The following is a 19025-nucleotide window of genomic DNA, read 5'->3' on the forward strand; positions in this document are numbered from 1 at the left end:
AACGTGGATGTGATCGTTCCGGTGATTACGTGACCACCACGCTAGAAATGCGCCCCGGTCGCCGGCTTCGGCATTTGGTCGACGACGCCCCGTGACGAAAGTAGGAGTACGGCAAGAAATCCTCAGCCGCACTCATACCAAAGTAGGGATCTGGCTCAGCGGCCCTCTCCCGCGCCCTCCGGCAGATCTGACCTGCGCACCGATGTCGTACGCTGTGCCGGGTGAAGTGGAGGAGCATGAGCGTGAGCGGCCGTGACCGGCTCGTCGATCTGCTGACGGTGATCGGTGCCGCGGCGCTTTCGGTCACCGTGTCCTATGCGCACGCGAACGACTTGACGGTTTTTCCGCGATTTCCGTCGGCAACTGCCTTTGTCGCAGAATTCGCACGTCTTGTTTCGCTTCCTGTTTCCTTTTATTCCGGTGCGGCGTCGGATCTGCTGGTCGCGGCGGCGGCCGGCGTGCTGCTGTGGTGGCGGCGTCGCTGGCCGGTACCGGCCGCCGTGATTCTGGTGCTCCTGTCGGTGGTGTGGCCGCTGATCCCGGCCGCTCTCGTCGCCCTGTGCACCGTGGCGGCGACGCGCCGGGTCCGGACGGTCGCCGCCGTCACCGCGCTCGCCCTGCTGCCCTGCGTCCTGTACCTCGCCGTGTACGCGCCCGGCTCGCGCACCGTGTCGACGGTGGTGACCGGTGCGGTGCTGGTGGGCGGGGCCGTCGGATATGGACTCTTCCTGCGCGGACTGCGCGAGCGCGCCGAGCAGGCCAGGACCGAGGCCGCCCTGCGCGCCGAGCACGCCCGGCAGCGCGAACGCGAGGCCATCGCCCACGAGATGCACGACACCCTGGCCCACCGGCTGTCCCTGCTGAGCGTGCACGCCGGAGCCCTGCAGGTGAACCCGGGGGCGCCCACGGAACAGGTCCAGCAGGCCGCGGGGGTGATTCGTGACAGCGCCCACCAGGCGCTGGAGGAGCTGCAGCAACTGCTCGGCGTGCTGCGCGCTCCCCCGGCCGGCGCGTCCCGCTCGTCCGCGCCGCAGCCGGTGCTCGCCGACCTGACGCGCCTCGTGGAGGAGTCGCGTACCGCCGGGACCGCGATCGACCTCGTCTTCGACTGCGCGCCCGCCGACACGGCCGCCGCCCCGCCCGCCATGGGACGCACCGCCTATCGGATCGTCCAGGAAGCCCTCACCAACGCCCGCAAGCACGCACCCGGGCAACCCGTACGCCTCGTCGTGCGCGGCGCCCCGGGCTCCGGCCTGACCATCGAGGTGACCAACCCCGTGACCCCCGGATCCACGTCCCCCGTCCCCGGCAGCGGGCTCGGCCTTGTCGGCCTCACCGAACGCGCCGCCCTGGCCGGCGGGGAGCTCCGTCACGAACAGCGCCCCGACGGCGGCGGCACGACCCATCGCCTGCTGGCCCGTCTCCCCTGGCCGGCCGCATGATCCGGGTGCTGCTCGTCGACGACGACGCCCTGGTGCGGGCCGGGCTGCGGATGATGCTGGCCTCCGCCGCCGACATCGAGGTGGTGGGCGAGGCCCAGGACGGCGGTGAGGTCGTCGACCTGGTCGAACGGTACGACCCCGACCTCGTGCTCATGGACATCCGCATGCCGACCGTGGACGGTCTGGCGGCCACCCGCCTGTTGCGGGCCAGGCCCGGGGGCCGGCCGGAGGTCCTCATGCTGACGACGTTCACCACGGACGACTACGTGCTGCGCGCCCTGCGGGCGGGCGCGGCCGGTTTCCTGCTGAAGCACACCCGGCCGGAGACGATCATCGACGCGGTGCGCCGCACCTCGGCCGGGGAGCCGGTGATGTCCCCGGAGGCCCTGCGGCACCTCGTCGACGCCGTCGCCCACAAGCCGCCCGCTCAGCACTCACCGGCCCCTCCCCAGGCTCACGACCCCGGCGGCGAGGACGCCCGGCGGCAGCTCGGCCTGCTCGGCGACCGGGAGCGGGAGGTCGCCCTCGCCGTGGCCGACGGCCGGACCAACGCGCAGATCGCCGCCGACCTCTACATGAGCGTCCCCACCGTCAAGTCACACGTCTCCCACATCCTCACCAAGCTCGGGCTGAACAACCGGGTGCAGATCGCGCTGCTCGTCTACCGGTCCGGGAGCCTCTGAGGCGACCGCGTACCGGCCCGGGAAGGGGCAACAATTCCGATGAGCTGATCAACGGGATCGGTCGGCACACCCTGGTCGTCACAGGTGCGGCGTCGGACGTGTCACACATGATCATCCAGCGGTTCCACCGGCACCAAAAGCGAAGATCGAGAGCCTGCGGCACGTCCCTGACGGTTCCATGGATCACGGATCAGGCCCGAAACCGTCGGGTCGTGGAAGACAGGTGACGCACATGCGAGATGAGGCCGCCAAGCGGGTCGAGCTGGTCTTCTCCCTCTTCGACGCGAACGGCAACGGAGTGCTCGACTCCGACGACTTCGATCTGATGACGGGCCGCGTCCTGGAAGCGGCGAGCGCTTCGGACGACGGTGCCAAGGACGCCATCCGAGCCGCGTTCCGCCGCTACTGGACGACGCTGTCCACGGAGCTGGACGCCAACGGCGACGGCGTCATCTCGGTGGACGAGTTCCGTCCCTTCGTACTGGACCCCGAGCGTTTCGGCCCCACGATCGCCGAGTTCGCCGAGGCCCTCTCCGCACTCGGCGATCCCGACGGGGACGGTCTGATCGAGCGCCCCCTGTTCGTGTCGCTGATGAGGGCGATCGGTTTCGAGGAGGCGAACATCCACGCCCTCTTCGACGCCTTCGGCCCGGACGCCGACGACCGCGTCACCGTGTCCACGTGGGCCGCCGGCATCAGGGAGTACTACGCGCCGGACATGGCGGGAATCGCGGGCGACCAGCTGGTGACGGCGCGGGCCGTCTGACCGGGCCGGATCATGGGCGTCCACGCCGTTCACGGCCTCGGGCCGAGCTCGTGGCCGGCGGCCGGCGCGTAACCTGGTCGGCGGAACGGGTACCCGCCCCGGCATGATGAAGCACGCACTGTGGCAGGGGCTGGTCGCCGGTGCCGCCGGTGCCGTCGTGATGACGCTCGGCGAGAAACTGGAGCAGGCCGTCACGGGCCGGCCGGACTCCCATGCGCCGGCCCGTGTCCTGCAGCGCCTGACCGGCCTGCCGGAGCGGCCCGGCACCCAGCCGCTCAAGGTCAACTGGGCCATGCACTTCGGTCAGGCCGCCCTCCTCGGCGTGCTGCGGTCGGTCATGGCCCAGGCCGGGCTGCGCGGACCGGTCGCTTCCGCCAAGTTCACCGTCGTTCGCCTGACCAACGACCAGATCCTGGAGAACGCGACCGGTGTGGGCGCGCCACCCCAGACCTGGCCACGCCGGGAACTCGCGGTGGACGTCCTGCACAAGGCCGTCTACGCGTTCGTCACCGGTGCCGTCGCCGACGCCCTGGCCGCGCGTGGCGGCCCCGGCCCCGGACAGCGGCACGCCGCCCTCCGCCCCGGCCGGCACGCGGACGTCGGCCCTCTGCCACGCGAGGACGCCCTCGGGCGCTGACCCCCGACGACACGGGTGGTGAAGCCGGTGCTGCCGGGAGCAGCCCCGCGCGGCGAAGGCCGCTCCCGCGGCGGGTGCGGGAGCGGCCGGCGGGTCACCAGCAGTGCGAGCTGACGTTGCCCACCTCGTTGCCCTTGAGCAGCCCGCCCCAGATGTACCTGTCGTCCGAGAGGTACACCCACTTGTTGTGGGTGTACCCGTTGGCGGAGACCGTGCCGCCCTCGAGCCAGCAGACAGCGGTGAGGTTCTGGTTCGCCGCGACGGTGTAGGCGATGCGGTACCCCGTCGACGGCCCGATCCGCACATTGCCCTGGACCCACGTGGTGACCGTCTCGAACTCGGCACTCACGTTGGTCCGGTCGGTCTGCGCCGCTTCCGCCGCGGAGGCCGGAGCCGCCATACCCGCGGCGGCCATCACGCCCATGGCGGCCGCGATCACGGTCATGGTCAGCGGGCGTGCACTCGTCCTGCGCATCTTCTGATTCCCCCTGTCGAGTCCCGGGAGCCTCTGGGCCGGGCCCCCGGTGCGGCCAGCGTCGCCCGCATGGGGCCGCCGTTCAAGCCGATTCCCGGCGTGTTGCCTCGGCCGGCCTCCACAACGGCCGGAAACCGAGCGTCATGGCGCGAGTTTGTGCGCGAACACCCAACGGTTGCCCTCCAGCGCGTCGTTGGGCTCGGGCAGGGGACCGCGTCCGTGCCGGCGGGTGAACTCGAAGGGCGTGTGCGTCGAGGTGGACCAGCCCTTCGCCGTCAGGGCGCCCGCGGAGTCGGGGCGCGGACCCTTGTCGAAGAGGTGGAGCAGGTCGATGCCGATGAGGTCTCGCGTCGCCGTGTAGGTCGGGCTGTCGCGGTAGGCCAGGAGGTCCTTCTCCAGCTTGGCCTCGAAGGCCAGCGCACTGCCTCCGGCGGCCAGCCGGTCCACCGTGTCGACGAGGTACGTCTCGGCCGGGCCGGGCAGGTAGAAGAGGAGTCCCTCGGCCAGCCAGACGCTCGGTGCGGCCGGGTCGAACCCGGCCGTGGTGAGCGCGCCGGCCCAGTCCTCCCGCAGGTCGACCGGCACGGGGACGCGCTTCGCCTTCGGCGCTGCCGACAGGCCCGTGAGCACCCGTTGCTTGAACGCCAGCACGCCCGCCCTGTCGATCTCGAACACGACGGAGTCCGACGGCAGGTCCAGGCGGAAGGCGCGGGTGTCCAGCCCCGCGCCGAGCAGCACCACTTGGCGTGCGCCCGCACCGACCGATCCGAGGACGAAGTCGTCCAACACCCGCGTCCGCAGGCCGAAGTAACGGGCGAACCTCCCCCACAGCGGGTTGTCGTCCCCGTCCGGGACCTCCTCGATACGCACCGGCCAGTGCGTGCAGGCAGGGGCCGCGCGGACGAAGTGTTCGGCGTAGGCGTCCTGGGCCAGACTGTCGTCGCGCCGGGTCTCGATGGCCCGTGACGCGGCGACCAGGAGTGCGGTCAGGCCCACTCCTGCGTCCACGCCTTCCACGTCGGTGTGCTGGGGTGCCGTGCTTTCCATGCTGCCTCCGTCGGCGGGGGGTGGGGGGTGGGAAGGTCGAGGGCCGGGTGTGAGTGAGTGCCGCGGTCATCCGACGGCCGTGTCCGGGAGCAGGACGGGTTTGACCACCCGGCCGGCGTCGCAGTCGCGCTCGGCCTCGTTGATGCCGGACAAGGGGTAGGTGCGGATCAGCTCGTCGAAGGGGAAGCGCCCGGCCCGCCACAGTCCGATCAGCCGAGGGATCAACAGCGCGGGTACGGCGTCCCCTTCGCAGATGTGGCGCACGCTCCGGCCTCGGTCGAGCGTGCCCGTGTCGAGGGTGAGGGGGGTGTGGAGGCGTGCCACCAGGCCGAGGCTGCCGGTGGGACGCAGTGCGTGGAGCGCCTGGTTGATGAGCGGGGGTGAGGCCGTGGTGTCCAGCGCGTACCGGGCTCCGCCGTCGGTCAGTCGCCGGATCCGCTCGGGCAGGTCGGGTGAGGCGGCGGGCAGTGCGATCGCGCCGTACCGCTCAGCCGCCGCGAGTCTCTCGGGGTGCCGGTCGACGGCCACGGTCAGGGCGCCCGCGGCGGTGGCCGCCATCACGGCGGTCAGGCCCACGGCTCCCGCGCCGAGGACGAGGAGGGTGTCGCCGGGTCCCGCCTCGAAGGTGTTCAGCACGGCTCCGGCACCGGTGAGGGAGCCGCAGCCGAGGGGGCCGAGCAGTTCGAGCGGCAGTGCGGGGTCGACCCGTACGGCGTTGCGGGCGGGGACGAGGGCATACTCGGCGAACGAGGATTGCCCGAACCAGCGGGGCGCCAGCGCGTTGCCGGACGCGTCGGTGAGCCACGCCGGCTTCTCCTCGCGTCCCCCGAATAGGTTGAGGGACGCGAAGGAGTCGCAGTAGGCGGGGGCCGCGCCGCGGCAGGCCGGGCAGTGTCCGCAGGAGTCGAAGCTCAGCACCACGTGGTCACCGACGCCGATCCCCGTGTTCGGGCCGTCCCCCGTGCGGACCACGACCCCGGCGCCCTCGTGGCCGAGGACGGCGGGCACCGGGCTCCGGCCGGCGGATCGCCGGACGGCGAGATCGGTCCGGCACATCCCGGTGCCCGCGATCTCGACCAGGAGCTCCCCGACGGCGGGCTCCGTGCGCAGCATCACCTCCTCCATCGTGAACGGGGCGTCGTAGGACCGCAGTACGGCTGCCTGGAACCTCATGCGTCACGCCTCCCGCGGGCGGTGGACGACGAACGGCTGGAGATTGCCGTACAGCCCCCACGGCCCGCCCGCGACGCCGACGCCGCTGTCCTTGACGCCTGCGAAGGGCTGGGCCAGGGACAGTTCGGCGTGGTGGTTGACCCAGGCGGTGCCGCATTCGAGCCGCTCGGCCACCGCCTCGGCCCGGTCGAGGTCGGTGCCCCACACGGAGCCGCCCAGTCCGAAACCGGTGCCGTTGGCCGCGTCGACGGCTGCGTCGAGGCTCCGGTACGGCAGCACCGGCAGGACCGGCCCGAACTGTTCGCCGGTCACCACCGGGCTGTCGGGCGGCACGTCGGCGAGGACGGTGGGTGCGAAGAAGTATCCCGGCCCGTCCTGCCGGTGGCCGCCGGCCGCGGCCCGGGCGCCGTCGGCCAGTGCCTGCCGGGTGAGTCGTTCGACGCGGGCCAGTTGGGCCGCGTTGTTGAGCGGGCCCAGTTGGGTCGCCGGGTCGAGGCCGGGGCCGACGGCGACGGTCTTGGCCCGCTGGGCGAGGGCTTCGACGACGTCGGCGTGCAGCCGGGCGGGGACGTAGAGGCGTTTGACCGCCATACAGACCTGTCCGCAGTTGCGGAACGCCGCCCAGAACAGCCGGTCGGCGATCTTCTCCACGTCGGCGTCGTCCAGGAGGAGGGCGGCGTCGTTGCCGCCCAGTTCCAGCGTGACGCGGGCGAGGGAGGCCGACGCAGCCCGGGCGACCTCCCGCCCGGTGGACACCGAACCGGTGAAGGTGACATGGCGGATGCCCGGGTGGGAGGCGAGGCGGGCGCCGAGGGGTTCGCGGCCGGTGACGACGGTCAGGACGTCCTCGGGCAGGACGGCGGCGAGGAGGGAACCGAGCATCCGGGTGGCCAGCGGGGTGTACGGGGAGGGTTTGACGACCACGGTGTTGCCGGCCGCCAGAGCGGGCGCGAACTTCGCCGCCGCCAGTTGGAGGGGAAAGTTCCAGGGCACGATCGCGGCGACCGGCCCGAGTGACCGCCACCGGATCTCGCTGTGGACCGGCCGGCCGTCGTCGATCGTCCGGGTTCTGGGGGTGAGGTCGGCGAAGTGGCGGAGGCGGGCCGACGTACGGGCGACCTCCGTGGACGACTCGGACAGGGGCTTGCCCTGTTCCCGGGTGAGCAGGCGGGTGAGGTCGTCGCCGGCCTCCTCCACCGCGTCGGCCGCCGCGCGCAACGCGATGCTGCGCGCGGCGGGGTCGGCCCGCCAGCCGCTCCAGGCCCGGTGGGCCCGGCCGATCACGGCGTCCAGGTCGTCCGGCCGCATGTCGGGAGCTTCGTCGAACGCTTCTCCGGTGGCCGGGTCGACGACCGCGAAACGGCCGCCGCCGGGCCCGGGGGCGCGCTCGGGCTCGGTCTCGGGGGTCGGCATGACAGCGGTCAGCGCGCGGCGGGGACGCTGACGGTGTGCTCCCGGTGGTGCCGGTCCATCTCCGCCCGGAAGGCGGCCACCAGGTGCGGCTGGATCCTGCCGGCGTTGCGGTCACCGCCCTCGCAGACGGCTCCCCGTACGCCCACGATGTCCGTGCCGATGCGGGTCAGTTCGGCGAGGTCGTCCTGGCGGACACTGCCGGCGAGGGCGGCGAGCCGGCCGGACGCGTGGGTCAGCCGGACGAACTCGGCGCACACGTCCGGCGGAACGTGGTCGAACAGCCGCGTCCCGTCCTTCACGGCGGTGTCCAGCATGGCCGCGTCGGCGCCGGAGCGGGCCGCGATGTCGGGCACCGCGAGGGGATTGACGCAGCCGATGCGGTGGGCGTCGGCATAGCCCGAGGCGACGACGAGCGCGTCCGGGTTGTGCTCCTTCACCGCCCGGACGACGGCGCGCATGACCTCGATGCCCTGGTCAGGGGTCGTGCATCCGTAGAGTCCGACCTTGATGTAGCCGGCTCCGGAGACGACCGCGCCGAGTGCGGCCTGGGCCACGGTGCCGGGCTTGTACGGGACATCTCCCACGGTCGCGGACACCGGCTTGTCCGCCGGGACCGCTTCGCGGATCTCCCTGATGACCCAGGGGAAGTTCGCGCCGAGGGAGCCCTCGTCGGGCTTCTTGACGTCGACGATGTCGAGGTGCTCCGCCGCCTTGGCGCAGTCGAGCGCTTCCTCGACACCGTCCGGGGAGATGAGAAGCAACACCTGGCCTCCTTCGCCGCGGGACCGTCCGTGGACGGGGACCGCGGATCGCCTGGTCCTTGTCTGGCGCACTCATCATTTACGTCACCCTTCGCAGCCGAAAGGGCGCACAGAGTGCCCGTTGAGTGATCAGGGCCGGGCGCAACGCGCCGTGCACACCGGAGCGAACGGGCCCCGCGCCGCGGTCCGTTTCGACGCGCGCCCGCCTCTTCGACCCGGTCCTCACTCGTCCGGACCGTCCGTGGTGCCCCGCCGAGGGGGCGCGTGCAGTGTCGTCAGAAGCGTCCTGTCACCCCCGAGGGCGGCAGGGTGTCATCGCTCGTCACCCTCGCCGTCCGCACGCTCGGTACCGCCGAACCGTCCCCACACCCGGAGTCACGTCATGACCGACGGAGAGCGCGACAACGCACCCGGTTCCGCGCCGGAGTCCGACCTGTCGGCCGCATTTGTCTCCGGGAGGCTGCTGGAGCGCCTGGCCGACCGGCTCGGGGGCCGTGCCGCCGTGACCGCCGTCTACGGTCAGCCCGTCACCGTCGGCGGCGTGACCGTCGTCCCGGTCGCGGCGGTCGGTTTCGGCTTCGGTGGTGGCGTGGGACAGGAGGTCGGCACCACCAAGACCGCCGACGGCGGCGGAGGGGGCGGAGCCGTGGGCGCCAAGCCCCTCGGCTACATCGAGATCCGCGACGGCGCCGCGCGCTACCAGCCCATCCGCGCTCCCTGGCGCGACGTCGCCCTGCCGCTGTCGGCCGTCGTCCTTGCGAACGCCCTGCCGAAGGTGATCCGCGCGCTGCGGCGGCGGCGACGGCCCGGACGAGGGCGTGGGTGAACCGGCGCCGCGCCGCCGGGTGAGGCGGATCGGCGCATGCCGCACCGATGAGTTTTCGCGGCGGGCTCGGTCTGCACCGGCATGAAGACTCACACACTTGCGACGGCCGGCGCCGACCTCGTCTACGACGTGCGGGGGCCGCTGCCGGCCGGTGACGGACGGCCGCCCTTGCTGATGGTCGGGCAGCCCATGGACGCCTCGGGCTTCGCCGCGCTCGCAGCGCGCTTCCCCGAGCGGACCGTGGTCACCTACGACCCGCGCGGCCTCGGCCGCAGCGTCCGCAAGGACGGGCGGGTCGACCACACACCGGAGACACAGGCCGAGGACCTGCACGCCGTCATCGAGGCACTCGGGGCCGGGCCGGTCGACGTGTTCGCCAGCAGCGGCGGGGCGATCACCGCGCTCGCGCTGGTGGAGAGGTATCCCTCGGACGTGACCACGCTGGTCGCGCACGAGCCGCCGCTCATCACCCTCACCCCGGACGGCCCCGCAGCCGTGCGGGCGCGGGCGGCGGTCCGGGACGCTTACGAGAAGCGGGGGTGGGGGGCCGGGATGGCCGCGTTCGTGGCCATGACCTCGTGGCAGGGTGAGTTCACGGGCGCGTACTTCACGCAGCCCGAGGCCGATCCCGCGGCGTTCGGCATGCCCACCGAGGACGACGGCTCCCGTGACGATCCGCTGCTGTCCGACCGGTCATGGGCGGTCAGCGGCTACCGGCCGGACGCCGACGCGATCACCGCCGCGCCGACCCGCGTGGTGATCGCGGTGGGTGAGGAGTCGGCGAACCTGCTGACGGCACGCACCTCCGCCGCGATGGCCGGACTGCTCGGGCAGAAGGCGGCCGTGTTCCCGAGCCATCACGGTGGCTTCTGCGACGGGGAGTTCGGTTACCCGGGGAAGCCGGACGAGTTCGCGCACCGGCTGCGGGAGGTCCTCGACGGCGCCTCGTAGGCAGGTGGCCCCGGCCTGCGGGCGCACGTCGACCACTTGATCGCGGCGCGGGAGTTCGGGTGCGGGGGCGGCGCGGTGATGCGCCTCCCGGCATCGGCTGTCACCCCACCAGGACCCCCGCTGGCTGCGGCAGTCGCAGATGCTCGCCCTGGAACCGTGCCCGGAGTGAGCGGTCGTGGGTGACCAGCACGATCGCCCCCGGGTATCCGGTCAGTGCCTCCTCCAGTTGCTCGACCAGCGCCGGTGACAGGTGATTGGTCGGCTCGTCGAGCAGCAGGAGAGCGGCGGGTTCCGCGACCAGGCGCGCCAGCTCCACGCGGCGGCGCTGGCCGTACGACAACTCGCCCATGCGCAGCCGTAGTTCGGTGGGACGGAAGAGGCCGAGGGCGAGCAGGGCGTCGGCGTGTTCGTCGGCGGTGCCCGCACGTCCCAGCCCGAACGCCTCGGTCACCGTCAGGTCCGGCGACCAGGGGGTCTCGTCCTGGCGCAGGTGGCCCACCCTGCCGGGTACCCGCACCGAGCCCTCGTCCGGTCGCAGCTCACCGGCGAGCACCTTCAGCAGGGTGGTCTTGCCCGCGCCGTTGGGGCCGGTGACGAGAAGCCTGCCGCTGCGGCCGAGGGTGAGGGACCCCAGGCGCAGGCGGTCACCCACGCATACGTCCGACAGCTGGACGGCGGGCGCTTCCGCCGGCGCGCTTCCCGCGTCCTCTCCCGGTCCGTCCCCCGGCAGTGCCATACGTGGTGTGAAGGCCAGCGGGTCGGGCGGTGGGGTCACGGGGTGGGTGGTCAGCCGCTCAACCCGCTCACGGGCGTTGCGGATGCGGGCCATCGCGCCATGGGCCCGGCCGCGGGCCCGGAAGCCGCCGTGGCCGAAGTTGGCCAACGGCGCCTTGCGCGGGATGACGCCGAGGCGGGCGGCGTGACCGGTGGCCAGCCGCTCGTTGCGGGCCAGCTCGGAGCGCCATTCCTCGTACTCCTGCAGCCGTCGGCGACGCTCGGCCGCCTTCGCCGTCCGGTAGCCGGTGTAGCCGTCGCCGTAGCGGGTGACCTTCCCCGCCTCGGCCTCCAGGACCGTGGTGGTCAGGCGTTCCAGGAACACGCGGTCGTGGGTGACGGCGAGCACCGTGCCCCGGTGCGACAGCAGTTGGGCCTCCAGCCACTCGAGCGCCCGGTCGTCCAGGTCGTTGGTCGGCTCGTCCAGGAGCAGCAGCTCCGGGCGGCCGGCCAGGACCCCGGCCAGGGCGAGGCGGGAGCGCTCACCGCCGGAGAGGGTGCCGAGCCGGCGCTCACGGCGGAGTGCCGGCAGGCCGAGGTGGTGCAGGGCGATGTCCACCCGGTGGTCGGCGTCGTAGCCCTCCCGGGCCTCGTAACGGCCGAGGAGCACGTCGTAGGCGGCGAGTGCCGCCGGGTCCTCGACGTCCTGGAGTTCCTGCCCGGCCTTGTGCAGCTCGGCCTCCAGGGCGCGCAGGTCCGCGAGGGCCAGGTCGACGGCGTCCTGGACGGTGGCGGTCGGGGGCAGGGGGAGGGTCTGGGGCAGGTGACCGACACCGTCGGCGGCGGTCACGGTCACCTCTCCGCTGTCCGGGCGCTCCTGGCCTGCGACGATCCTGAGCAGCGTGGACTTGCCGGCGCCGTTGTCGCCGATCAGCCCGGCCTTCTCGCCTGGCTTCAGGGTGAAGGAGACGTCGTCCAGAACGGTGCGGCCGGGGTAGCCCTTGGTGACGTGGCGAAGCGTGAGTTGTGGGGTGTGCAAGGTGCGGATCCCTCCTGGCGCAACGGGTTTCGGCCCGGGCCGGATCGGGGTGGACAGCTGCGCGGCGAGGCGCGGCGACCGCGGAGCAGGGCTCTACGCGGTCGGCACCGGTGAACTCACAGGGAACCCATGAGCAGGACACTACGGCATGCCGTGTGATCTGACAAGACGATACGTCTCGGCTCATTCGCGAAGTGGGGCGCGCGGCTCCGCAGGGAGGCGCGGGAACCGGCGGCGACTTCGGCCGGCCTGTCAGTACGACCTCCTCGAGACAGCGGCGGGCGCCGCGGCAGCGCACGATCGCCTCAACGATGTCGCGAGGCGAGCGACCACCGCGCCGCCCGTGCTCCCCCGAGGGCTCAGCCGAAGGCTCAGCCGAGGATCTTCAACAGCCGCTCGGCGAGGACCTCGGCGGATGCCGGGTTCTGCCCTGTGACCAGCTTCCGGTCCTCAACCCGGCCGGCAGTGCCCACGGGCGCTGCCGGCCGCCGTCACACACGGTCCTTGCAACCCACCCGACCCGCGACCCGCGGCCTGCCGCCGACGGCCTCAGCCGGAGCGGACAGGCTTCGGCGGAGCACTCCGCGATCTCGGGTGTGTACGACGGATGACTGTCCGGTGACTCAGAAGGTCAGGCTCCAGCGCTGGAGATGACCCGGGTCCAGGTCGTACAGCCCCGGGGTGGCGTCGGTGACCCGAAGCGTCCAGGTACCGGTCTTCGTGACGGCGGAGGCGTCGACCGTGTACGTCTCGTGCAGTTCGGGCGTGAGCACCCAGGGTCCCCAGGGCTTGACCGGGACGACGGTGCCGTCGGGGGCGATCAGGTCGATCAGCATGGCGTTGCTGAACCCGTGGTCGAGGTCGACCGTGACCTTGAGGTCGCTCGGCGCCTTGCCCGGCTTCCCCTTGTAGACCAGCGGGGACTCGGCCACCCCCCACTGGGGGATCACGTACCTGGTGGGGTTGACGAAGAAGTGGCCTCCGGACTCGAGAGCGGTCCAGGTGAAGGAGAACGTCCGGGTGTCCCCGGCCGCGTCCGTGACGACGACGGACGAGGGATAGTCACCGGCCTTGCGGGGCGTACCGGTGATCAGGCCGGTGGCGCGGTCGACCGACAGCCCCAGAGGCAGCTTTCGCGCGGAGTAGGTGAGCGGGCCGGGACGCGTGCTGGACGCCCTGATCCGGCGGCTGACCGGCTGGCCGGTGGCCACCGGCTCGGTCGGCAGCGGGTCCGCGGCGATGTGGTTGACGAACCGGTTGCCGACGTTGACACCCGCCCAGGCGTTGGCGACGGCCTCGTAGGCATCGCTCTGCGAGCCGTACAGGTCGGCCGCGGCCTGGAGCGTCGCGGTGCGGGCGCCCGCGTAGTCGGTGGTACTGGTCATGTAGACCGTGAGGGCGCGGTACACCACCTCGGCGGCGTCGCTCCGTCCGATGCCCGCGACGGGCAGCTTGTCGTAGGTCGGGCTCTCGTAGTCCACACCGTTGATGGTCTTCTGCCCGCTGCCCTCGGCGAGCAGGTAGAAGAAGTGGTCACCTATCCCGGCCACCATGTGCGCTTCTTTCCACCTGGCTTCCGGCGTCCAGTAGTCCAGGGGCGCGTAACCGACGGCGCTGACACCGGCCTTCGAGGGACGGTCCATGTAGCGGATGGGCTTGCCGTCGCCGTGCAGGTCGTCCAGCTCGGCCACCATGTAGTCGGGCACGTCATGGGGGTTGTCGGCGTAGAACTCGACGGCGGCAGCCATCATGTCGCTGATCGCTTCGTTGAGGCCCGGCGATTCACCGAAGTCGCCCAGCCCCGCCGTGGCGGAGGTGACTCCGTGCGTCATCTCGTGGGCGGCGATGTCCAGGGACGTCACCGGGTGCTGCCCGTCCGCTCCGTCGCCGTAGCTCATGCAGAAACAGCCGTCCTGCCAGTTGGCGTTGGCGAGAGGCACCCCTCGTGACTGCTCGTAGTGCACCCGGGAGGTGCTGCCGCGGCCGTCGTCGGCTATGCCGTTGCGGCCGAAGCGGTCCTTGAAGAAGTCCCACGTCATCCGCGCGCCGTACGCCGCGTCGACCGCCGCGGTCTGGGGGTCCGACGGTGTTCCGTCGCCCCACACGTCGTCGTCGTCGGTGAACAGGACCCCGCGTGAGTCGACGCTCGAGTCGAGCGTCCGGTGGCCACCGCGCTCGGGGTCGATCAGGGCATAGGTGCCGTCGGCCTGAGGGGTGGAGCCGATCGTGACGCGCCCGCCGTGGAGGCTGTTGCCCTGGGCGGACTTCACGTGTTCGGCGCTCGCCAGGACGGTACCGCTCGCGGCGTCCGTCACGACGTGGCGCTCGCTGGGGGAGCCGTCCTGCTGCACGCCGGTGACCACCGTCTCCCAGGCCAGCGTCGGACGGCCGCCCATCATCCACACGACCCGGCGGGGGGCGTCGTGTGCGTCCGCCTTGCGGGTGCCCTCCGCCGACGCCTTGCTCAGGGCCGACTTCCTCGCCGTGGCCGCGGGCACCTCGGCCGTGGTCGTCCCCAGGGTCAACTCGCCCTGGGCGGCGTAGGTGACGGTCCGGGACCCGCCCTGCTGATGAACCACCAGGTCGCCACCGAGCACAGGCAGTCCGGCGTACGTGCGGTCGTAGCGGGTATGCACCGTCCCGTCGGCGTCTTCGACGACGTTCTTCGGGATCAGTGTCTCGTGACTGCCGAGACCCAGTGAACGGGCCGTGTCCGGCGCCGCGTCGGCCGCCCGGTCGAGCAACTGCCGGCGTCGGGCGGGCGACAGGGGGACGGCCCTGGCTCCCGCCCTGGCCGTCGCGTCAATCTGAGGGAGCGCTCCCACCGACCGGGGGTTCCCCGAGGTGCCGTCAGGGGACGCGGCACCGGCCGAGGCGGGCAGCGCGGAGACCGCCAGGGCCGCGGCGGTGATCACCACGGTCGCGGCCAGGCGGCGTCTGCGGCGGTGTGAACCCTGTGGGGCTACCGCCCTGTTGCTGGAGGAATTCAATTGCGGGTCCTTCTGTTCGGCTGTCTTCGAGTGGTGACGGCCGCCAATGCCGGTGCCGGAGGCCGTGATGCCTCCGGGTGCGGGTTGCAGCGGAGTGATCGTTACAGGCGAAACAGCCGTCGCGAAGGGCCCTGTTGGATCATGAGCAGATCTTTACCTGGTCGACCCTGATTGTTTTTGATCGATTTCGGGCGTTGTGACGAAGCTCCTCACCCCGCGCGCCGCCGCTGGGGCGAGGCCTGCCGGGCACGCCCGTATCCGTTGCGGTCGGTGACGTCCTCGCCCTCCGGTGCGCTGCTCCGGTGTGGCCCCGAGGCGGTGGCCGACCGGCTGATCGCGGTGCGCCATCGCCTCGGTGCACATGCGGAATTCGAGAAAGAGCCTGAGGTGTCCGCACCCGGTGGATCGCAGCAGAACGGGACCGAGGGTCCATCTGACTGCGCGGGCGTCCGGTCCGCCCGCGCAGCCGGACGGCGGTCAGACGGTGAACCGGTGGGTGCCCGAGCCGACCCGGAACACCTGGCAGCCGTCCTCGTGGCGCAGTGGTGTCGCGCCCGTGTGCGTGACCCGGTCCGTGGCCGACGCCGGGACCCACACCTGCGCCGTGGTGTTCGCGGGCACGGAGCACGTCAGCTCGAAGCGGCCGCGCCGGCGCCGCCACCACGTGGAGATCGGGCCGCGCACCGACCTCAGCGTCGCCCGGGCTTCGTCGATGCCGCCGCCGGGACGTGGGCGGACGAGGATCTCGCGGTAGCCCGGCCGGCCCGGGGAGATACCGGCGATGTGGGTGTACATCCACTCCCCCACCGAGCCGTAGGCGTAGTGGTTGAAGGAGTTCATGCCCGGGTCCTGGAAGGTCCCGTCGGGCCGGAGGGAGTCCCAGCGCTCCCACATCGTGGTCGCGCCCTGGTCGATCTGGTAGCCCCAGCTCGGGAAGGTACGCCGGGTGAGCAGCCGGTAGGCGATGTCGGTGTGTCCGGTGTCGGTGAGAACGGGCAGCAGTCGGGGCGTGCCGAGGAACCCGGTCGACAGGTGCCAGTCGCGTGCCTCGATGAGGGCCACGAGGCGGTCGGCCGCCGCGCCCCGCAGCGCGTCCGGCACCAGCCGCATGGACAGGGCGAGGACGTACGCGGTCTGCGTGTCACCCTTCACCCTGCCCGCGGCGTCGACGTACGCCCGCTGGAACGCTTCCCGCACCCGCCCGAACAGGTCGTCGTAGGGCGCCGGGTCCCGGTCCAGCTCGCGTGCCATCCTCGCCGCGAGGTCCGCGACGTGCGCGAAGTAGGCGGTGGCGATGACGTCCTTCGGTGTCTCGTCCTCGACGTTCAGCCAGTCGCCGAAGCCGTCCGCCGGCCGCAGCAGGCCGTCGCTGTGCTTCTCCAGGTAGCCCAGCCAGGCCACCACGGACGGCCACGCGTCCTCGACGACGCGCAGGTCCCCGTACGCCTGGTAGAGGGCCCACGGGACGGTGACGCCGGCGTCGCCCCAGCCCGCGGCTCCGTCGCCGAGGCGCCCGACGTCGGGTGCCACGTGCGTGAAGGAGCCTTCCGCCGTCTGCGCGTCGCGCAGGTCCGTCAGCCACTTCGTCAGGAAGCGCGCCGACTCCATGGTGTAGGCGGCGGTGGGTGCGAACACGTTGATGTCGCCGGTCCAGCCGAGACGTTCGTCCCGGGCCGGGGTGTCGGTCGGGACGGAGAGGAAGTTCCCCCGCTGCCCCCAGGTGATGTTGCTGTGCAGTCGGTCGAGCATCGGCGAGTCGGTCTCGAAGGTGAGCGTGGCCGGCGCGTCGGTGTGCATGACGCGTCCGGTGACCGCTCGAGCGGTCGGGGTGCCGGGGAAGCCGGTGACCTCGACGTAGCGGAAGCCGTGGAAGGTGAAGCGGGGTTCGTACGTCTCGGTGCCGCCGCCCTTGAGGACGTATGTGTCGGTCGCTTTCGCGGCGCGGAGGTTCGCCGTGTAGACGGTGCCGTCCGCGTTGAGGACCTCGGCGTGCCGCAGGCGCACCACGGTGCCCGCCTCGCCCTTGACCCGTAGCCGTACGGAACCGACCATGTTGCGGCCCAGGTCGAAGACGAACGCGCCGGGCCGGGGCTCGGTGACACCTGCCGGCGTCAGCTCCTCGGTGACCCGTACGGGGGCGTCGACCTGGGCCACGACACGCGCGGGAAGTTCGCCGTCCGCCGCACCGGCGCGCGGCCATGTCCCGTCGTCGAAGCCCGGTGAGGTCCAGCCGGGAGTCTCCTTGCGGGCGTCGTACGTCTCGCCGTCCAGCAGGTCGGCCGCCACGATCGGCCCCGTCGACGCGGACCAGTCCGTGTCGGAGGTGACGCGCTGCGTGGTCCCGTCGGCGTAGTCGACCTCCAACTGGGCCAGCAGTGCGGGGTGTTCGCCGTACTGGTGCGGGCCGAACATGCCGACGTTGCCCGCGTACCAGCCCGGCGCGAGATGGACCCCGAGGGCGTTGCCGCCGCTACGGACCAACTCCGTGACGTCGTGCGTCTGGTACTGCACGCGGGTGCGGTAGTCCGTCCAGCCGGGGGCGAGTTGGTCGCGGCCGACCCGGACCCCGTTGAGGTGCGCCTCGTAGAGCCCGAGCGCGGTGACGTACAGCCGCGCCCGCCGCACCTTCCCGCGCCGAAGGGAGAACTCACGGCGCAGCCGGGTGACGGCGTGCGTGACGGGCGTGACCCTCCCCCACGGGCCGCCTCCCCACGGTGCCGCCTCGCGGGCGGCCGCCCATGCCGTGTCGTCGAAACCCGCGCCGCGCCAGTCCCCGGCAGGCTCCTGGTCGGTGGCCTTCCACGCGGCGTCCGTCACGATGCGCTGCTCGCCGGATGCCGTGCGTACGACGAGGACGGCGAGCAGACCGGCGGGTCCTTCGGTGCCGTTGACCGCCTCGACCGCGATCACGTTGCCGCCGGACCTCACCTGGTCGATGACGTCCACGACGGCGGGCTTGCGCCAGTCCTGGTTGTCCGTGGCCAGGTCGGTGCGGGCCACCTCGCGGCCGTTGACGGACGCCGAGTAGGCGTTGTCCGCGGTGATCACCAGTGTGGCCGAGGTGACGGCCTCGGGGAGGTCCGCGGTGCGGCGGAACCAGCGGGTCTCGGCCGGGGCGCTGCTCGCCGGGTCGCCCTCGGGGAACCAGATCCAGTGGCAGCCCTGGAAGGAGGGTGCGTCGGTCAGCTCCGCGGGGGCGGAGATCCACCGCGCGGACCACTGATCGGCACCGAGCAGGCCGGTCTCCCACCAGTCCGGTTCGCTCCACCCGGAGACCCCGCCCCGGCCGTCCCAGACCCGCACGGTCCAGAAGTACCGTGTCCTCGGCCGTAGTTCGGGCCCCGCGTACGGGACGAGGGCCGACTCGTCCGACGCCACCCGGCCGCTGTCCCAGATGTCCGGGTGGGCCAGGGCGGCGGCGCTGGTGGCCACCCGCAGCTGGTAGGCGCTCTGCCGGAGCCCCGGCTCGTCCGAGGCCATGGGCCAGCTGAACCGCGGGCGGGGTTCGTCGAGTCCCAGCGGATGCCGGGCGTACTCGACCGTGGGGGCGGTGATCTTCACGGGTGCGGATCTGCCGCCCGCTCGGGCGGTGGTGGGGGGCGCGGGCGCGCCCTGGGCCGGCACGGCTCCGGCTGCCGCGGCGGCCACCGCGGCCGCCGTGCTCGCCAGGACGTTTCTGCGACTGATCACTACGCCACCTCGCACGGTAGGATTGAATCGTTTCACATGCGGTGAGCGTGGCCACCGTAGAGGCGCGGGCCGCGAAGGGTCAATGAGAAGCGCGCGTAAAAAAGCGTGAAGGGTGAGGCCGCACGCACTCGCGAGCCCACGGGCGTCACGGGTGATTCCTTCAGGCGCGAGCCCAAGGGGTGCAGGCGGTGACTCCGTCACCGTGAGGGCTCTGGCAGTGATTGAACGGTTTCAATCGGAGAACGGCTGTCGCCGACAGCCCGCCGTCCCACCCGACCGATTTCGGCCATGAGCCGGGCGCCCGGTGAGGCACGTCGTCAGGGCGTGCCGGAGGCCGCGCGGGACACGGTCGGTTCCGGGTGACTCGAAACGCGCGATGCGGGAACCGGAACAGGAGTCACGACACAGGGGGTGACGC

The 19025-nt window shown here is 72.2% G+C and carries 14 protein-coding genes; 6 read left to right on the forward strand and 8 right to left on the reverse strand.

Features of this window, described 5'->3' with window-relative positions:
- The first annotated feature begins 500 nt into the window (after positions 1-500).
- The 4 genes from F3L20_RS19435 (at position 501) to F3L20_RS19450 (ending at position 3528) form a co-directional block, all read left to right on the forward strand.
- The gene (locus tag F3L20_RS19435; RefSeq protein WP_150155439.1) at positions 501-1442 is read left to right on the forward strand and encodes a sensor histidine kinase; all 942 of its coding nucleotides are present in this window, start codon (positions 501-503) and stop codon (positions 1440-1442) included.
- Positions 1439-2125: a response regulator transcription factor gene (locus tag F3L20_RS19440; protein ID WP_150155440.1), complete on the forward strand. Its 687-nt coding sequence runs from the start codon at positions 1439-1441 to the stop codon at positions 2123-2125. Before F3L20_RS19435 ends, F3L20_RS19440 begins: the two co-directional genes overlap by 4 nt.
- Before the next feature lie 232 nt (positions 2126-2357).
- The gene (locus F3L20_RS19445) at positions 2358-2891 is read left to right on the forward strand and encodes an EF-hand domain-containing protein (protein ID WP_150155441.1); all 534 of its coding nucleotides are present in this window, start codon (positions 2358-2360) and stop codon (positions 2889-2891) included.
- A 103-nt stretch (positions 2892-2994) separates the two neighbouring features.
- Positions 2995-3528: a hypothetical protein gene (locus F3L20_RS19450; protein ID WP_150155442.1), complete on the forward strand. Its 534-nt coding sequence runs from the start codon at positions 2995-2997 to the stop codon at positions 3526-3528.
- 94 nt (positions 3529-3622) lie between these two features.
- Here the strand turns inward: F3L20_RS19450 and F3L20_RS19455 are convergent, their stop codons facing one another.
- From F3L20_RS19455 to F3L20_RS19475, 5 genes are all read right to left on the reverse strand, one after another.
- The gene (locus F3L20_RS19455; protein WP_150155443.1) at positions 3623-4003 is read right to left on the reverse strand and encodes a hypothetical protein; all 381 of its coding nucleotides are present in this window, start codon (positions 4001-4003) and stop codon (positions 3623-3625) included.
- A gap of 141 nt (positions 4004-4144) precedes the next feature.
- The gene (locus tag F3L20_RS19460; protein ID WP_150155444.1) at positions 4145-5050 is read right to left on the reverse strand and encodes a class I SAM-dependent methyltransferase; all 906 of its coding nucleotides are present in this window, start codon (positions 5048-5050) and stop codon (positions 4145-4147) included.
- Between the two features lie 66 nt (positions 5051-5116).
- Positions 5117-6223, reverse strand: a complete 1107-nt coding sequence (locus F3L20_RS19465; protein ID WP_150155445.1) for an NAD(P)-dependent alcohol dehydrogenase — start codon at positions 6221-6223, stop codon at positions 5117-5119.
- Positions 6224-6226: 3 nt separating this feature from the next.
- The gene (locus F3L20_RS19470) at positions 6227-7636 is read right to left on the reverse strand and encodes an aldehyde dehydrogenase family protein (protein ID WP_150155446.1); all 1410 of its coding nucleotides are present in this window, start codon (positions 7634-7636) and stop codon (positions 6227-6229) included.
- A gap of 8 nt (positions 7637-7644) precedes the next feature.
- Positions 7645-8400, reverse strand: coding sequence for a (5-formylfuran-3-yl)methyl phosphate synthase (locus F3L20_RS19475; protein ID WP_150155447.1), 756 nt, complete (start codon positions 8398-8400; stop codon positions 7645-7647).
- A gap of 379 nt (positions 8401-8779) precedes the next feature.
- Between F3L20_RS19475 and F3L20_RS19480 the strand changes: the two genes are divergently transcribed.
- Positions 8780-9223, forward strand: coding sequence for a spore germination protein GerW family protein (locus F3L20_RS19480; RefSeq protein ID WP_150155448.1), 444 nt, complete (start codon positions 8780-8782; stop codon positions 9221-9223).
- A gap of 81 nt (positions 9224-9304) precedes the next feature.
- Positions 9305-10174 carry an alpha/beta fold hydrolase gene (locus F3L20_RS19485; RefSeq protein WP_150155449.1) on the forward strand — a complete coding sequence of 290 codons (870 nt, stop codon included), beginning with the start codon at positions 9305-9307 and terminating at the stop codon, positions 10172-10174.
- Positions 10175-10274: 100 nt separating this feature from the next.
- Here the strand turns inward: F3L20_RS19485 and F3L20_RS19490 are convergent, their stop codons facing one another.
- The 3 genes from F3L20_RS19490 to F3L20_RS19500 form a co-directional block, all read right to left on the reverse strand.
- Positions 10275-11927 carry a TlrC/CarA/OleB/SrmB family ABC-F type ribosomal protection protein gene (locus F3L20_RS19490; protein ID WP_150155450.1) on the reverse strand — a complete coding sequence of 551 codons (1653 nt, stop codon included), beginning with the start codon at positions 11925-11927 and terminating at the stop codon, positions 10275-10277.
- A gap of 623 nt (positions 11928-12550) precedes the next feature.
- On the reverse strand, positions 12551-14845 hold the full coding sequence (locus tag F3L20_RS19495) for a M4 family metallopeptidase (RefSeq protein WP_150155451.1): 2295 nt from the start codon (positions 14843-14845) through the stop codon (positions 12551-12553).
- Between the two features lie 549 nt (positions 14846-15394).
- Complete coding sequence (locus F3L20_RS19500; protein WP_150155452.1) at positions 15395-18607, reverse strand: alpha-L-rhamnosidase; 3213 nt, start codon at positions 18605-18607, stop codon at positions 15395-15397.
- Positions 18608-19025: the final 418 nt, after the last annotated feature.

It is taken from the genome of Streptomyces tendae (genome assembly GCF_008632955.1).
In the GTDB taxonomy this organism is placed as follows: Bacteria; Actinomycetota; Actinomycetes; order Streptomycetales; family Streptomycetaceae; genus Streptomyces.

Excerpts from the sequence above, each read along its gene's own strand:
- F3L20_RS19450 (WP_150155442.1), top strand. The coding sequence starts at position 2,995 with ATGATGAAGCACGCACTGTGGCAGGGGCTGGTCGCCGGTGCCGCCGGT.
- F3L20_RS19480 (WP_150155448.1), top strand. The coding sequence starts at position 8,780 with ATGACCGACGGAGAGCGCGACAACGCACCCGGTTCCGCGCCGGAGTCC.
- F3L20_RS19445 (WP_150155441.1), top strand. The coding sequence starts at position 2,358 with ATGCGAGATGAGGCCGCCAAGCGGGTCGAGCTGGTCTTCTCCCTCTTC.
- F3L20_RS19460 (WP_150155444.1), bottom strand. The coding sequence starts at position 5,050 with ATGGAAAGCACGGCACCCCAGCACACCGACGTGGAAGGCGTGGACGCA.
- F3L20_RS19470 (WP_150155446.1), bottom strand. The coding sequence starts at position 7,636 with ATGCCGACCCCCGAGACCGAGCCCGAGCGCGCCCCCGGGCCCGGCGGC.
- F3L20_RS19485 (WP_150155449.1), top strand. The coding sequence starts at position 9,305 with ATGAAGACTCACACACTTGCGACGGCCGGCGCCGACCTCGTCTACGAC.
- F3L20_RS19465 (WP_150155445.1), bottom strand. The coding sequence starts at position 6,223 with ATGAGGTTCCAGGCAGCCGTACTGCGGTCCTACGACGCCCCGTTCACG.
- F3L20_RS19455 (WP_150155443.1), bottom strand. The coding sequence starts at position 4,003 with ATGCGCAGGACGAGTGCACGCCCGCTGACCATGACCGTGATCGCGGCC.
- F3L20_RS19440 (WP_150155440.1), top strand. The coding sequence starts at position 1,439 with ATGATCCGGGTGCTGCTCGTCGACGACGACGCCCTGGTGCGGGCCGGG.